This window comes from Actinoallomurus sp. NPDC052308 (assembly GCF_040679195.1).
Taxonomy (GTDB): Bacteria; Actinomycetota; Actinomycetes; order Streptosporangiales; family Streptosporangiaceae; genus Actinoallomurus; species Actinoallomurus liliacearum.
In genome coordinates, this window is sequence record NZ_JBFAUM010000003.1 from 428,012 (window position 1) to 442,900 (window position 14,889).

13 protein-coding genes are annotated in these 14,889 nt (G+C 70.0%); 10 read left to right on the forward strand and 3 right to left on the reverse strand.

Annotated elements, in window-relative coordinates:
• The first annotated feature begins 18 nt into the window (after window positions 1-18).
• Window positions 19-1,176, forward strand: coding sequence for an SGNH/GDSL hydrolase family protein (locus AB0L00_RS13355; RefSeq protein ID WP_364432612.1), 1,158 nt, complete (start codon window positions 19-21; stop codon window positions 1,174-1,176).
• Between the two features lie 167 nt (window positions 1,177-1,343).
• Here AB0L00_RS13355 and gndA read toward each other — a convergent pair whose 3' ends face one another.
• Complete coding sequence (gene gndA, locus AB0L00_RS13360) at window positions 1,344-2,768, reverse strand: NADP-dependent phosphogluconate dehydrogenase (RefSeq protein ID WP_364432615.1); 1,425 nt, start codon at window positions 2,766-2,768, stop codon at window positions 1,344-1,346.
• A 267-nt stretch (window positions 2,769-3,035) separates the two neighbouring features.
• Here gndA and AB0L00_RS13365 point away from each other — a divergent pair, with 267 nt between their 5' ends.
• The 5 genes from AB0L00_RS13365 to AB0L00_RS13385 all read left to right on the forward strand — a co-directional run bounded on the left by AB0L00_RS13365 (window position 3,036) and on the right by AB0L00_RS13385 (window position 9,691).
• On the forward strand, window positions 3,036-4,124 hold the full coding sequence (locus tag AB0L00_RS13365) for a substrate-binding domain-containing protein (protein WP_345358898.1): 1,089 nt from the start codon (window positions 3,036-3,038) through the stop codon (window positions 4,122-4,124).
• A gap of 60 nt (window positions 4,125-4,184) precedes the next feature.
• Window positions 4,185-4,970 carry an ATP-binding cassette domain-containing protein gene (locus AB0L00_RS13370; protein ID WP_345358895.1) on the forward strand — a complete coding sequence of 262 codons (786 nt, stop codon included), beginning with the start codon at window positions 4,185-4,187 and terminating at the stop codon, window positions 4,968-4,970.
• An 8-nt stretch (window positions 4,971-4,978) separates the two neighbouring features.
• Window positions 4,979-6,292 (forward strand): ABC transporter permease, encoded by a 1,314-nt coding sequence (locus AB0L00_RS13375; protein ID WP_345358892.1) that lies wholly within the window; start codon window positions 4,979-4,981, stop codon window positions 6,290-6,292.
• A 17-nt stretch (window positions 6,293-6,309) separates the two neighbouring features.
• Window positions 6,310-7,515: an ROK family transcriptional regulator gene (locus AB0L00_RS13380; protein ID WP_364432618.1), complete on the forward strand. Its 1,206-nt coding sequence runs from the start codon at window positions 6,310-6,312 to the stop codon at window positions 7,513-7,515.
• A gap of 166 nt (window positions 7,516-7,681) precedes the next feature.
• Window positions 7,682-9,691: a hypothetical protein gene (locus AB0L00_RS13385; RefSeq protein ID WP_364432620.1), complete on the forward strand. Its 2,010-nt coding sequence runs from the start codon at window positions 7,682-7,684 to the stop codon at window positions 9,689-9,691.
• A gap of 64 nt (window positions 9,692-9,755) precedes the next feature.
• On the opposite strand, the gene AB0L00_RS13390 is transcribed toward AB0L00_RS13385, so the two are convergent.
• Together AB0L00_RS13390 and AB0L00_RS13395 are read right to left on the reverse strand one after the other, a co-directional pair.
• On the reverse strand, window positions 9,756-10,298 hold the full coding sequence (locus tag AB0L00_RS13390) for a DUF1707 domain-containing protein (protein WP_364432623.1): 543 nt from the start codon (window positions 10,296-10,298) through the stop codon (window positions 9,756-9,758).
• A gap of 36 nt (window positions 10,299-10,334) precedes the next feature.
• Complete coding sequence (locus tag AB0L00_RS13395) at window positions 10,335-10,925, reverse strand: PadR family transcriptional regulator (protein ID WP_364432626.1); 591 nt, start codon at window positions 10,923-10,925, stop codon at window positions 10,335-10,337.
• A 276-nt stretch (window positions 10,926-11,201) separates the two neighbouring features.
• On the opposite strand from AB0L00_RS13395, the gene AB0L00_RS13400 reads away from it, so the two are divergent.
• The 4 genes from AB0L00_RS13400 to AB0L00_RS13415 all read left to right on the forward strand — a co-directional run bounded on the left by AB0L00_RS13400 (window position 11,202) and on the right by AB0L00_RS13415 (window position 14,849).
• Complete coding sequence (locus AB0L00_RS13400) at window positions 11,202-13,955, forward strand: aconitate hydratase (protein ID WP_364432629.1); 2,754 nt, start codon at window positions 11,202-11,204, stop codon at window positions 13,953-13,955.
• A 494-nt stretch (window positions 13,956-14,449) separates the two neighbouring features.
• Window positions 14,450-14,539, forward strand: coding sequence for a helix-turn-helix domain-containing protein (locus AB0L00_RS13405; protein WP_364432632.1), 90 nt, complete (start codon window positions 14,450-14,452; stop codon window positions 14,537-14,539).
• Window positions 14,521-14,736 carry a hypothetical protein gene (locus tag AB0L00_RS13410; RefSeq protein WP_364432635.1) on the forward strand — a complete coding sequence of 72 codons (216 nt, stop codon included), beginning with the start codon at window positions 14,521-14,523 and terminating at the stop codon, window positions 14,734-14,736. Before AB0L00_RS13405 ends, AB0L00_RS13410 begins: the two co-directional genes overlap by 19 nt.
• Entirely contained in the window at window positions 14,733-14,849 is a 117-nt protein-coding gene (locus AB0L00_RS13415) for a DUF397 domain-containing protein (protein ID WP_364432637.1), read from the forward strand. The genes AB0L00_RS13410 and AB0L00_RS13415 overlap by 4 nt, the downstream gene beginning before the upstream one ends.
• Window positions 14,850-14,889: the final 40 nt, after the last annotated feature.

Consider the following 14,889-nt stretch of genomic DNA (forward strand, 5'->3'; position numbering starts at 1 on the left):
GAACGAAAGGTCGATCGAATGGCATTCGCCGACGTCCCCCTGCTCGACGGCCCGGTCGAGATCCGAGGCGCGCTGGATCTGGAGCGCACCGGGGCCGGGCTTCGCCCCCGGCGTCTGCCGAGCTGGACGAGGCCGCAGATCCCGAGCCCGTTCTGCGAGCTCGTGGTGGCCATGCCGTCCGGTGTCCGGATGGTGTTCGCCACCGAGGCGACGGGGCTGGAACTCGATGTGCTGACCACCAAGACGCTGGACTCCACGGGCGAGCCGAGCTCCGGCGGTGTGTTCGAACTGGTGGTGGACGGGGTGCCGGGTGAGCGGGTCGCCACGCCCGACGGCAACGTGCTCGCCATGGACGCGTCCGGCGTCAACCCCCCGGAGATCACCCCGGGCGAGCCCGCCACCGTGCGCTTCGGGCTGCTGCCGCCGGGGCGCAAGGAGGTCGAGATCTGGCTTCCGCAAAGGGCCCAGGTGGAGCTGATCGCGTTGCGCGCCGACGGGCCGGTGCATCCGCCGCAGCCCGATCCCCGGCCGCGCTGGGTGCATCACGGCAGCTCGATCAGCCACTGCATGGAGGCCGACAATCCGCTCGGCACCTGGCCCGTCGTCGCGGCGCGGGCCGCCGACGTGAACGTCTTGAACCTCGGGCTGGCGGGGAACGCCATGCTCGATCCGTTCACCGCCCGGACCATCCGCGACCTGCCCGCCGACTGGATCAGCCTCAAGCTCGGCATCAACGTCGTCAACGGCGACACCATGCGGCTGCGGGCCTTCGAACCCGCGGTGCACGGCTTCCTCGACACCGTGCGTGAGGGCCACCCGGAGACGCCGCTGCTGGTCATCTCGCCGATCCTGTGCCCGATCGTGGAGGATCGGCCCGGCCCGACGTTCGACGACATCGAGGACGGGGTCGTGCGCTTCCGCTCGACCGGCGACCCGGCGGGGCTCGCCGCGGGCGCCCTGAGCCTTTCGGTGATCCGGGAGTCCCTGCACCGGATCGTGGGCGTGCGGTCGGCCACGGACCCGAACCTGCACTACCTGGACGGACGGGAGCTGTTCGGCGAGTCGGACGTCGCGGACCTGCCCGACGCGCTGCACCCGAACGCCGCCGGGTACCGCCGGATGGGGGAGCGCTTCGCCGCGTACGCCTTCGCCGCGGGCGGCCCGTTCGCCCGCTGACGCACTCCGGGCCACTGACGCACTCCCGGCGGCCGGGAGCACCGCCTCGTGCCGACGGACGCCGACGACGCCGGCGGCGCCGCCTCGTGCCGACGGACACCGGCGGTGGGCGGCGCCGCATACGGACGGGCGCCGGCGGCCGGTGGCGCCCGTCCGGTCGGACCCGCTCAGTCCGCGGACACCTCGCGGCCGTCCTCGGACCAGAGCGTGTGGAAGACGCCCTCCCGGTCGATGCGACGGTAGGTGTGCGCGCCGAAGAAGTCCCGCAGGCCCTGGATGAGCGAGGCGGGGCCGCGCTCCCGGCGGAAGCCGTCGTAGTAGGCCAGCGCCGAGGAGAAGGCCGGGGTGGGCACGCCCAGCTCGACCGCGGTGCGCACGACCTTGCGCCAGGCGTCCTGAGCGCCCGCGACGGCGTCCCGGAAGTAGTCGTCCAGGAGGAGGTTGGACAGCTCCGGGTCGCGGTCGTAGGCGTCCTTGATCCGGTTGAGGAACCGGGCGCGGATGATGCAGCCGCCGCGCCAGATCGTCGCGAGCGTGCCGGGCTGGACGTCCCAGCCGTACTCGTTGGACGCGGCGCGGATCTGCTCGAACCCCTGCGCGTAGGCGACGACCTTCGAGGCGTACAGCGCGTCGCGGACCGCGTCGACGAAGTCGCCTCCCGCTTGCCCGGCGGCCGGGCCCGGCAGGATCTTCGACGCCTTGGTCCGCTCGTCCTTGCGCGCGGACAGCGCCCGCGCGAACACCGCCTCGGTGATCGCCGTCACCGGAACGCCGAGCTCCAACGCCGACTGGGCGGTCCAGCGGCCGGTGCCCTTCTGCTCGGCCTCGTCGAGGATCACGTCGACGAGCGGCTTACCGGTCGTCTCGTCGGTGTGCGCGAGCACCTTGGCGGTGATCTCGATGAGGAACGACTCCAGGTCGCCTTCGTTCCACTGTTCGAAGACGCGTGCGATCTCCGGGGCGCTCAGCCCGGCGGCGTGCGTGAGCAGGTCGTACGCCTCCGCGATGAGCTGCATGTCGGCGTACTCGATGCCGTTGTGCGCCATCTTGACGTAGTGGCCGGCGCCGTCCGGGCCGATGTAGGCGCAGCACGGCGTGCCGTCCACCTGTGCCGCGATGGCGGTGAGAACCGGCTCGACGGGGTCGTACGCCTCGCGCGGGCCGCCCGGCATGATGCTCGGGCCGTGCAGCGCGCCCTCCTCGCCGCCGGAGATGCCGGCGCCGACGAAGTGGATGTCGTGCTCGGCGAGCTCGGCGACACGCCGCCGGGTGTCCTCATAGTGGGAGTTGCCGCCGTCGATGATGATGTCGCCGGCGTCGAGCAGCGGCAGCAGGTCCTTGATCACGGCGTCGACGGGCGCGCCCGCCTTGACCATGATGATGATCCGGCGGGGCCGGTCCAGCGCGGCGACGAACTCCTCGAGGGAGTACGCGGGCGTGAAGTCGCCCTCGTCACCATGGTGCTCGATGAGCTGCTTGGTGCGGCTCTCGCTTCGATTGTGCACGGCCACCGGGAACCCGTGGCGCGCGATGTTCCGCGCGAGGTTCTGGCCCATGACGGCGAGCCCGGTGACACCGATCTGGCTACCCATGATGCCGACACTAACCTCCGCGACTCGGGGGGCACGCGCGCGGCTCGCGTTGGAGGGCGACGCCTGGGGAAATGGTTTTCACGCTGCGCTACGGACGGCGTACAGCCGAGGGTGACCTCGTGGACGCAGGGCGTTATGTGACGGGTTTGTTTCGATGTCGTAACCGTCGGATTTCTCCGGCTTTCTCCCTCTATACGAACCCGTAACGGCGGAATACGTTGTGCGGCCAAACAAACTGTTCCTGGGGACCCCGAAGAAGGTGTCGACTTGATCTTCAAGCGCACGGCATGTCTCGCCGCGATCGCGGCCATGGCGACCGCCGCCCTCACCGGCTGCGGCGGCAGTGACGACAAGAAGGGTGGCGGCTCGGCCAAGGCGAAGGCCAAGGTCGGCATCATCCTGCCCGACACGAAGTCGTCCGTCCGCTGGGAGAACTTCGACCTCCCGGTGCTCAAGAAGGCGTTCGCGGCGGCCGGCATCCCCGCCGACATCCAGAACGCCGAGGGCGACAAGCAGCGGATGCAGACCATCGCCGACCAGATGATCACCAGCGGCGTGACCATGCTGGCGATCGTGAACCTCGACTCCAACTCCGGCGCGGCGATCGAGCAGAAGGCCAAGGCCCAGGGCGTCCAGACGATCGACTACGACCGGCTGACCCTCGGTGGGTCCGCCGACTACTACGTGTCGTTCGACGGCGTCCAGGTCGGCCGGGTCCAGGGCCAGGGCCTGCAGAAGTGCCTCGGGGCCAAGAAGTCGAACATCGTCTACCTGGACGGCTCGCCCACGGACAACAACGCGACCCTCTTCAAGCAGGGCGCGCACGAGGTCCTGGACAAGGTGACCGACTACACCAAGGTCGCCGAGCAGGCCGTGCCCGACTGGGACAACCAGCAGGCCGCCACGATCTTCGAGCAGATCTACACGCAGCAGAAGGGCAAGGTCGACGGCGTGCTCGCCGCCAACGACGGCCTCGGCAACGCCGCGATCTCCATCCTGAAGAAGAACAACGAGGCCGGCAAGGTCCCCGTGACCGGTCAGGACGCGACCGTCCAGGGCCTGCAGAACATCCTCGACGGCACCCAGTGCATGACGGTCTACAAGCCGAACAAGCTGGAGGCCGACAGCCTGGTCTCGGTCGTCACCGCGCTGGCCAAGGGCCAGAAGCCGCAGACCAACGCCACCTCCAACGACCCGCAGGGCCACCGTCAGGTGCCGTCCATCCTGCTGAACCCGGTCCTGATCACCAAGGACAACGTCAAGCAGGTCGTCACCGACGGCGGCAGCGGCATCACCGCCGCCGACATCTGCAAGGGCGCCTACGCCGCCAAGTGCAAGACCGCCGGAATTCAGTAAGGAACGAGGGGCGCCCGGGTCACCGGGCGCCCCATCGCGCCTTTTAGGGAGTGCGCAGCGTTGTCTGACAACGGAACCCCGACCCTCGAACTGGCGGGGATCAACAAGAGCTTCGGAGCCATTCATGTGCTCCACGACATCGACTTCGCGGTCTACCCCGGACAGGTGACCGCGCTCGTCGGCGACAACGGTGCCGGTAAGTCCACGCTGATCAAGTGCATCGCCGGCATCCACCCCACCGACTCGGGCCAGGTGAGCTTCGAGGGCAGGCCGGTGAGCATCCACGGCCCCCGCGACGCGGCCGACCTCGGCATCGAGATCGTCTACCAGGACCTCGCCCTGGCCGACAACCTGGACATCGCCCAGAACATGTTCCTCGGCCGGGAGCGCAAGAAGGGCATCGTCCTGGACGAGGGCGCCATGGAGCAGGCCGCCCGCGAGACGCTGGCCAAGCTCTCGGTGCGCACCGTCAAGTCGGTCCGCCAGCAGGTGGCGAGCCTGTCCGGCGGCCAGCGGCAGACCGTGGCGATCGCCAAGGCCGTGCTGTGGGAGTCCAAGGTCGTTATCCTGGACGAGCCCACCGCCGCGCTCGGCGTCGCGCAGACCCGGCAGGTCCTGGACCTGGTGCGCCGCCTCGCGGAGACCGGCCACGGCGTCGTGCTGATCTCGCACAACATGAACGACGTCTTCGAGGTGGCGGACCGGATCACCTGCCTCTACCTCGGCCGCGTCGCCGCCGACGTCAAACGGTCCGACGTCACCCACAGCCAGGTGGTCGAGCTGATCACCACCGGGCGCTCGGGAGACCTCGGCCTCGCCCCCTCGACCGCGGCAGAAAGCATCTGAGGTTTTACATGTCCACCGAAACCCCCGAGCCGAACGTGGTCGACCCGGTGCCCGAGAAGCGGGCGGCGACGGCGACCCTCGCGGACTCGGACTTCTCCGCCGACACCCGTGAGCAGACGGTCTCGTCGGCGATCAACGGCTACGTCATCAAGCTCCGCTCTGGAGACCTCGGCGCGCTGCCGGCGGTGTTCGGACTCGTCGTCCTGATCATCCTCTTCTACGGGCTGCGCCCGGAGACCTTCCTCAGCAAGGGCAACATCGCCAACCTGCTCACGCAGGCGCTGCCCGTCACGATCCTCGCGATGGGCCTGGTCTTCGTCCTGCTCCTCGGCGAGATCGACCTGTCGGCGGGTGTCGCCAGCGGCGCGTGCGCCGCGGTGATGGCCAAGCTCATGGTCGACGGAGGCCAGAACTGGATCGTCGCGGTGCTCGCCGCGGCCGTGACCGGCCTGGTCATCGGCGCCGCCATCGGCGCGCTGGTGGCGATCGTGCGCATCCCGTCGTTCGTCGTGACGCTGGCGTTGTTCCTCGGCCTGCAGGGCATCGCGCTGAAGCTGATCGGCGAGGGCGGGACCGTTCCCGTCCACGACAAGGTCGTCTACGCGCTGGCCAACAAGTACATGCCGGTCTGGCTGGGCTGGACGGTGGCGGCCGTCGGCGTCCTCCTGTTCGCCGCCGTCAAGCTGCTGCGCTGGCAGCGGCAGAACGCCAAGAGCCTGTCCCGGCAGCCCCTCGTCCTCGTCGTCGTCCAGGTCGTCCTGGTCGCGATCGCCCTGCTGGGCGGCGCGTACATCCTCAACCTGAACCGGGCGCGCACCCCGCTGGCGCCGTTCTTCGGCGGCATCCCCTGGGGCGTGCCCCTGGTCGCGGTGCTCCTGATCGTCTGCACGTTCGTGCTGAGCCGTACCGCGTACGGCCGTCACGTCTACGCGGTCGGCGGCAACGCCGAGGCGGCGCGACGGGCCGGCATCAACGTCAACCGCATCCGGATGTCCGTGTTCATGATCGGCTCGCTGCTCGCCGCGGTCAGCGGCATCGTGGCCGCGTCCCGGCTGAACTCGGTGACCCCGGACGCCGGTGCCGGCAACACGCTGCTGTACGCCGTCGGCGCGGCCGTCATCGGCGGCACCAGCCTGTTCGGCGGCAAGGGCAAGGCCCGGGACGCCATCCTGGGCGGTCTGGTCATCGCGATCATCGACAACGGCCTCGGCCTGCTGGGTGCGAAGGCGTACGCCAACTACCTGATCACAGGTGGGTTCCTGCTGCTCGCCGCGAGCATCGACGCCCTGGCCCGGCGCCGGCGCTCCGCGACCGGTCGCTGAGCGCCGGGAGCGATCCGGTGACACGTCGGCGCATCCGCGGATCGACCCAGGACGACGTACGTCGGCACAACCTGGGCGCGATCCTGACCGAGGTGCACCGGCACGGCTGCCGGTCCCGGGCCGAGCTGACCGCGGAGATGGGGCTCAACCGGAGCACCATCGGGGATCTGGTCGGCGAACTGGTCGACGCGGGTCTCGTCCTCGAGCGCTCCGCGAGCGCTCGGGGACGGGCCGGCCGTCCCTCACTCGAGGTACTGCCGTCGCCGCAGGCCGCGTACGTCCTCGCGGTCGACCTCGGCGTCCGGCACCTGGTGATGGCGCGGGTCGGGCTCGGCGGGCGGGTGCTCGACCGGGTCGAGGTCGACTCCGGGCGGGACTGGAGCGAGCTGGACGCGACGATCGACGCGATCGTCGACAACTGCCGCCGCCTGCGCGACGGAGCGCCGCAGGGCGCCCGTTGCGTCGGCGTCGGCCTGTCCGTGCCCGGCGTGGTCCGCCAGGGGGACGGGCTGCTGCGGTTCGCCCCGAACCTCGGCTGGATCGACCTGCCCCTCGGAGCGCGGTTGGGGGAACGGCTGGACCTGCCGGCCTTCCTCGCCAACGACGCCGACCTCGGCGCGCTCGCCGAGCACTGGCGCGGCGCCGCCGTCGGGTACGACCACGTCGTGGTGATCTCCGGAGAGATCGGCCTCGGCGGCGGCATCCTCGTCGGCGGGCGGCCGCTGCGCGGCCGCGGCGGGTACGCGGGCGAGATCGGGCACCTGCGCGTCAACCCGGACGGACGGCTCTGCCGGTGCGGGTCCGTCGGCTGCCTGGAGACCGAGACCGGCGTGGAGTCACTGCTGACCGCCGCGGGACTGTCGGCCGACAGCGGGCTGGAGGTCTACCGCGCGGTGCTGGCCCGGGTCGCCGCCGGGGAGCCGAAGGCGGTGGCGGCGGCCGCGCGGGTCGCCCGCTGGCTCGGGATCGGCGTCGGCATGCTGGTCAACACGTTCAACCCGGACATCGTCGTGCTCGGCGGGCCGCTCGGTGAGCTGTTCGCCCTGACCGAGGACGTCGTACGGGACAGCGTCGCCCGGTCGACCCTCGTCGCGCCGCGCGAGCAGGTACGGATGGCGGCCTCGGTGCTGGGCCCGGACGCCCAGTTGGTCGGCGCCGCCGAGCTGGCCTTCGCGCCGCTCCTCGAGGACCCGATCGGCGTCCTCACCAGCCTCGCCGCCTGACCCTTCTCCCGTCTCACTCTCTGTGCAGGATCTTGACGGGATCGTCGTCTCCCGCTTCCATTGTCCCGGCACTTCTCGGACGTGGTTCGAAATTTCGAACACCTTGGCCGGTGCGTCCGTGCCGCTCCACACCCATTTCTCGGGGGACGATGAGAAAGGGAGTCCGATGAGACTCTGGAGATCGGTACGGCGAGGGCCGCTGGCGGCGTTCGCCCTATCGGCGGCACTGCTGACCGGCCTGGCCGTGCCCGCGACCGCGGACGACACACAGGCCCAGCCGCAGACGATCACCGTCGACCCCAACGGCACCGGCCGCGTGTACGAGGGAGTCGGCGCGATCAGCGGCGGTGGAGGGACGTCCCGCCTGATCGTCGACTACCCCGAGCCGGAACGCAGCCAGATCCTCGACTACCTGTTCAAGCCCGGCTACGGCGCCTCGCTGAACATCCTCAAGGTGGAGATCGGCAGCGACACCGACTCCAGCAACGGGGCCGAGCCCAGCCACGAACGCGCCGCCGGCGAGGTGGACTGCGACCGCGGATACGAGTGGTGGCTGATGGAGGAGGCGAAGAAGCGCAACCCCGACATCAAGCTCTACGGCCTCGAATGGGGCGCGCCCAGCTGGTTCAAGGGCGGATTCTGGTCCCAGGACAACATCGGCTACCTCACCGACTGGCTCGGCTGCGCCGACCGGCACCACCTGAACATCGACTACCTCGGCGGCTGGAACGAGAAGAGCTGGGACGCCCAGTGGTACGTCGACCTGAAGGCCACGCTGCGGCGCGAGGGGTACGACAAGGTCAAGCTCGTCGCCGCCGATAACGCGGGCTGGCAGGTCGCCACCGACCTGAAGAACGATCCGGCCTTCAACGCGGCCGTCGACGTCGTCGGCATCCACTACCCGTGCACCGCGATTCACTGCTCGAGCTCCGCCGACGCCCTGAGCCTCGGCAAGCCGATCTTCGCCAGCGAGTCCGGCTGGAACGACTACATGACCGGCGGCACACGCCTCGCGGCCGAGATCAACCACGAGTACGTCGACGGGCGCATGACGGCGTTCGTCAACTGGCCGGCGGCGTACGGCTGGTACCCGACCATCCAGTACGCGGGCAGCGGGTTCCTGAAGGCCAACGAGCCGTGGACGGGCCACTACGAGCTCGGCCCGACACTGTGGACCGTCGCCCAGACCGGGCAGTTCGCCCGTCCTGGCTGGCAGTACATCGACTCGGCGAGCGGCTACCTGAACGGCGGCGGCACGTACGTGAGCCTGCGGTCGCCGGGCGGCCGTCCCGACCACAGCACGGTCATCGAGACGACCGAGGCCACGGGACCGCAGACGATCAGCCTGCGTCCCGGCGCGGGACTGCCCGGCGGGCCGCTGCACGTGGTGTCCACCGAGGTCTCGTCGACCGACCCGGCGACCTGGTTCGCTCGCGGCGACGACCTGCGGCCCGCCGCCGACGGCTCGTACCAGATCACCGTGCGGCCCGGCCGCGTCTACACGCTGACGTCCCTCGCCGTCGACCGTAAGGGAGTGGCGACCTCACCGGCGACACCGGTGTCGAAGCCCCTGTCGCTGCCCTTCGAGGAGTCCTTCCAGGGCTACCCGTACACCGCCACCCCGCGCTACTTCTCCGACATGGAGGGCGCGTTCGAGGTGGCGAAGTGCGCCGGCCGGACCGACCGCGGCAAGTGCCTGCGCCAGGTCATCACCAAGCAGCCCAACAAGTGGACGAAGGTGCCGGCGCCGCTCACCCTGGTCGGTGACGCCTCCTGGACCGACTACGAGGCGAGCACGGACGTCCTGCTCGAGCAGTCCGGCTCCGCCGAGCTGCTCGGCCGGATCAACGGCCAGCACGACCCGCGCAAGAAGCCGAACCTGGTCCTCTGGCAGGGCTACCACTTCAAGGTGTCCGACACCGGCGAATGGTCCCTGTACGTCATCCAGGCCGACGGCACGACCCGGACCCTCGCGTCCGGAACCGTCGACGCCCTCGGCACCGGCACCTGGCACCGCCTGGCGCTGCGCTTCCAGGGCGCGGCCGTCAGCGCGCTGATCGACGGGAAGGAGGCCGCCGCCGTCACCGACGCGACCTACGACCACGGCCAGTCGGGTCTGGCGCTGGACTCGTACATCAACGCGCAGTTCGACCGGTTCGCCGTCACGGCCCACTGACGGCGCGGGTGGCAGGGACCCTTCACCGCGGGCCCTGCCACCCGTCTTACCGCTCGCGGTGCGGTCACCTGCTGAGGCGATGCCGGCGCGCGTGCCGGATCCCGGCGAAGGCCATCGCGCACCAGACGACGGCGAACAGCGGGAAGAGGAACCACCCGCGGGTCACGGCCGCGATGGCGAAGAGCGCGATGAGGAACACGCCGGCGCGCGGCGCGAACCGCGGATGCCGGCCCCCGTACGCCATTCGCCTCGCCGCCGCGTGCCGGGCCCACGGCGGACCGCCCAGGTGCGGCTCGGCCCAGGACCGCCCATGCCACCGGGGGCCGCCCCAGTACGAACCATCCCGGTACGGGCCGCCCCACTGCGGACCCGGCCGCCCGAACCGGTCCGCCTCGTCCGCGGCGCCGAACGGCGGTGCGACCGTGTCCGGGCTCGCGGGCAGGTCGCGGGCGACCTGCCGCAGGTCGCCGACGGTCTTGGCGGCCAGCGTCGCCGAGAGCCGCTCGTCGAGCTCCTCCCGGTCCAGCCGCCCCTGCGCGAAGTGCTCGTGCAGGGCCGACGCGACCGCGTCCCGCTCCGCGTCCCCGATCCGCAGCTCGCTGTTCATCGCCTCACCCACTTCCGTAGTCGCTCCGGCGCCGGGTCACTCGTCCTCGGCGAGGAGGTGGTAGAGGCGGCGGCGGGTCTCGGCCAGGATCTCCTTGGCCTGGGCGACCTGACTCTCCGAGCCCGTCCGGACGATCTGCATCACCGCCCCGCCGGCACCGGCCGCGGTCTTGAACAGGTCCCGCACGTCGTCGCGGACGTCGGAGGTCATCGCCTCCCACGGCGCGCCGACCTCGTCCGAATGCTCCTCGACGTACGCGCGGCCGGCCTCGGTGAGCCGGAAGGTCTTCCGGCCGTCACCCTCGGTGCCCTCGATGAGCCCCTCGTCGGTGAGCTGCTGCAGCGCCGGGTAGACCGCGCCGGGGCTCGGCCGCCACTCGCCGTTGCTGCGCTCCTCGATCGCCTGGATGAGCTGGTAGCCGTTGCGCGACTCCTCGGCGAGCAGCGCCAGGATCGCCGCGCGGACGTCGCCGCGCCGGGCCTTCGCCCGGCCCTCGGCCCAGGGCGGGGGCCCGCCCCACGGGCCGAACGGGGGACCCCACGGCCCGCCACGCCTGCCTCGACCCCGGCCGCCACGGCGACCGCCGGCCCACGCCTGCCACGGGGCGTCGAATGTCGCGTTGTGCATGTTCGGTACTCCCTTCCGAGAACCATCTGAGAGCGTTCGCGATACTCGAACGATATATCGGAACCGCTCGCTGTCAAGGGGGAGGGGTCGATACCTTGATGTCGAGATATTCGTGATACCTTGATGTCGAGAGAAATTGCGGCGAAGTTAGGCCAGCCCCGGTGCGCGCGCCGGCGGGCTACTGGGGCAGGATCGCTGACGTATCCACCCATGAATCCCCGCGTACGCTGAACGAGCGGTAGCCGCGCTCGGGGAGCGCGTAGAGGAGGAAAAGACTTGAACAGCTTCGGCAGCCGCCAGACGCTGCGCGTCGGCGAGGCGTCCTATGAGATCTTCCGGCTGGATGCCGTCGAGGGTTCGGCGCGCCTCCCGTACAGCCTGAAGGTCCTGCTGGAGAACCTGCTGCGCACCGAGGACGGCGCCAACGTCACCGGCGAGCACATCCGCGCGCTGGCGTCCTGGGACCCGAACGCCCAGCCGAACCAGGAGATCCAGTTCACGCCGGCCCGGGTCATCATGCAGGACTTCACCGGCGTTCCGTGCGTCGTGGACCTGGCGACGATGCGGGAGGCCGTCCGTGACCTCGGCGGCGACCCGGCGAAGATCAACCCGTTGAACCCCGCCGAGATGGTCATCGACCACTCCGTGCAGGTCGACGTCTTCGGCCGGGAGGACGCCTTCGAGCGGAACGTCGAGTTCGAGTACGGCCGCAACAAGGAGCGCTACCAGTTCCTCAAGTGGGGCCAGAAGGCCTTCGACAACTTCAAGGTCGTCCCCCCGGGCACCGGCATCGTGCACCAGGTGAACATCGAGCACCTGGCCCGCGTGGTCTTCGACAACGAGGGCGTGGCGTACCCCGACACCTGCGTCGGCACCGACTCCCACACCACCATGCAGAACGGTCTGGGCGTCCTCGGCTGGGGCGTCGGCGGCATCGAGGCCGAGGCGGCCATGCTGGGCCAGCCGATCTCGATGCTCATCCCGCGCGTCGTCGGGTTCAAGCTGACCGGCGAGCTGCCGGCCGGCACCACCGCCACCGACCTCGTGCTCACGATCACCGAGATGCTGCGCAAGCACGGCGTGGTCGGCAAGTTCGTCGAGTTCTACGGCGAGGGCGTCGCGGCGGTGCCGCTGGCCAACCGCGCCACCATCGGCAACATGAGCCCGGAGTTCGGCTCCACCTGCGCGATCTTCCCGATCGACGAGGAGACCGTGGGCTACATGCGGCTCACCGGCCGCCCGGCCGAGCAGGTCGACCTCGTCGAGGCGTACGCCAAGGAGCAGGGCCTCTGGCACGACCCGTCCCGCGAGGCCGAGTACTCCGAGTACCTCGAGCTGGACCTGTCCACCGTCGTCCCCTCGATCGCCGGCCCGAAGCGCCCGCAGGACCGCATCGCGCTGTCCGACGCCAAGTCCGCGTGGCGCACCGCCGTCCGCGACTACGTCCCGGACGGCATCGAGGGTCCCACCGACGAGTCGTCCGCCGAGTCCTTCCCGGCCTCGGACTCCCCGGCGATCTCCCACGGCTCCAACGGCGACCGGCCCCACGACGGCGCCGCCGACCCGAAGGCCGGCCGGCCGAGCAACCCGATCACCGTCAGCCTGGACGGCGCCGAGTTCGAGCTCGATCACGGCGCGGTGGTGATCGCCGCGATCACCTCCTGCACCAACACCTCGAACCCGTCGGTCATGATCGGCGCGGCGCTGCTCGCCAAGAAGGCCGTCGAGAAGGGCCTGTCCCGCAAGCCGTGGGTGAAGACCTCCCTCGCCCCGGGTTCCAAGGTCGTCATGGACTACTACGACCGCGCGGGCCTCACCCCGTACCTCGAGAAGCTCGGCTTCAACCTGGTCGGCTACGGCTGCACGACCTGCATCGGCAACTCCGGCCCGCTGCCGGAGGAGATCAGCGCGGCCGTCAACGAGAACGACCTGGCCGTCACCTCGGTGCTGTCCGGCAACCGTAACTTCGAGGGCCGGATCAACCCCGACGTCAAGATGAACTACCTGGCCTCACCGCCGCTCGTCGTCGCGTACGCCCTGGCCGGCTCCATGGACGTGGACATCGCCAAGGACCCGATCGGCACGGGCTCCGACGGGCAGCCGGTGTACCTGAAGGACATCTGGCCGTCGCCCCAGGAGGTCCAGGAGGTCGTCGACTCGGCGATCGCGCAGGAGATGTTCAGCCGCGACTACGCCGACGTGTTCGCCGGCGAGCAGCGCTGGCAGGCCCTGCCGGTGCCGACCGGCAACACCTTCGAGTGGGCCGCCGACTCCACCTACGTCCGCAAGGCCCCGTACTTCGACGGCATGACGGACAAACCGGAGCCGGTGGAGGACATCCGCGGCGCCAAGGTCCTCGCGCTGCTCGGCGACTCGGTCACCACCGACCACATCTCGCCGGCCGGTGCGATCAAGGCCGACAGCCCGGCCGGGAGGTACCTGACCGAGCACGGCGTCGAGCGGCGTGACTTCAACTCGTACGGTTCCCGGCGCGGCAACCACGAGGTGATGATCCGCGGCACCTTCGCCAACATCCGGCTGCGCAACCTGCTCGCGCCCGGCACCGAGGGCGGCGTCACCGTCAAGGACGGCGAGCAGATGTCCATCTACGACGCCGCGCAGGCGTACGCCGCCGAGAGCACGCCGCTGATCGTGCTGGGCGGCAAGGAGTACGGCTCCGGCTCCTCGCGCGACTGGGCGGCCAAGGGCACCGCGCTGCTCGGCGTCCGCGCCGTGCTCGCCGAGTCGTTCGAGCGCATCCACCGGTCGAACCTCATCGGCATGGGCGTCCTGCCGCTGCAGTTCAAGGACGGCGAGTCGGCCGAGTCGCTCGGCCTGACCGGCCAGGAGACCTACGACATCGTGGGTGTCGAGGCGCTGAACGGCGGCGAGACCCCGCGCGAGGTCACGGTCAAGGCCGGCGACAAGGAATTCCAGGCGATCGTCCGCATCGACACGCCGGGCGAGGCGGACTACTACCGCCACGGCGGCATCATGCAGTACGTCCTCCGCTCCCTCCTGAAGAAGTAACCCTCAGCGAAACGGGCCGTCCCGCCTCCACCCGGAGGAGGGGCGGCCCTTTCCCGTTCCGGGGACCCTTTTCGGCCGAGGAACGCCACCGGCATCACTACGAGGACGGCGAGGCGAGGGGACATCAGGTGCGCCAGGACTTCGCCGCCGTCGTGGCCACGCTGTCGCCGTTGTTGCCGAGGTGATGCCCGGTTCACCGGTCTTGGTAGGACCATGCCGGCGTCGATGTGGCTGGTCGCTCCGGCCGGATCGCCTCGCCAAGCGCCAGGGATCCGCGGTGACCACGTCATTGCACCGGTACGGCGCGGGTTCCGCTGCCGAGACCTGGTGTAGGCCGCCGCCCATGAACTGGGTGGCAACGCTCCGATTCCGAGGACAATGCGCTACCAATTGATTACGGTTAGTCGTGAAGCGGTGTACATCGGTGTGCACTGCTTAACCCCCCGTAGTCCGACACCGCCATCGATGCTCTACGCGCCCACTTCAGCCGGGAGTTGCGCCGCCTGCGCGAGCACGCGAGTCTGTCCAGGAACCGACTCGCCGACGCTCTCGGTTGCAGCCCGCAGTGGATCCGGCCGCACTGACAGGCAACCTGATCCTGCTCAGTTTCGAGCGGGAGAGCGACTTGATGTACACCGAGGCGAGTGACATCGGTCAGCTGACTGAGAGCAAGGAGATGGTCTTCAAGGCCGGGGTGGATTTCGAGACGATAATGGGCGAAGCTCTGAGTCAGGCCGAGTCCCTCGAACTGATGAGCCGAGCGCGGGAGGCGTACCTGTGAGCCCTATCAACCCGACGGCCGTACTGTGGCGTAAGAGCAGCTACAGCGGGGGCAACGGTGGTGAGTGCGTCGAGGTCGTCATGCTGCGATCGGATTCACCGGGACACGCGTGATCGCCGGCGATTGCTGCTCCTAGGAGGCAGTAACAGTCAG

What these genes read in the sequence shown, in the direction of transcription:
- AB0L00_RS13355 (WP_364432612.1), top strand. Translation starts at nt 19, where the DNA reads ATGGCATTCGCCGACGTCCCCCTGCTCGACGGCCCGGTCGAGATCCGA.
- gndA (WP_364432615.1), bottom strand. Translation starts at nt 2,768, where the DNA reads ATGGGTAGCCAGATCGGTGTCACCGGGCTCGCCGTCATGGGCCAGAAC.
- AB0L00_RS13375 (WP_345358892.1), top strand. Translation starts at nt 4,979, where the DNA reads ATGTCCACCGAAACCCCCGAGCCGAACGTGGTCGACCCGGTGCCCGAG.
- AB0L00_RS13385 (WP_364432620.1), top strand. Translation starts at nt 7,682, where the DNA reads ATGAGACTCTGGAGATCGGTACGGCGAGGGCCGCTGGCGGCGTTCGCC.
- AB0L00_RS13390 (WP_364432623.1), bottom strand. Translation starts at nt 10,298, where the DNA reads ATGAACAGCGAGCTGCGGATCGGGGACGCGGAGCGGGACGCGGTCGCG.
- AB0L00_RS13395 (WP_364432626.1), bottom strand. Translation starts at nt 10,925, where the DNA reads ATGCACAACGCGACATTCGACGCCCCGTGGCAGGCGTGGGCCGGCGGT.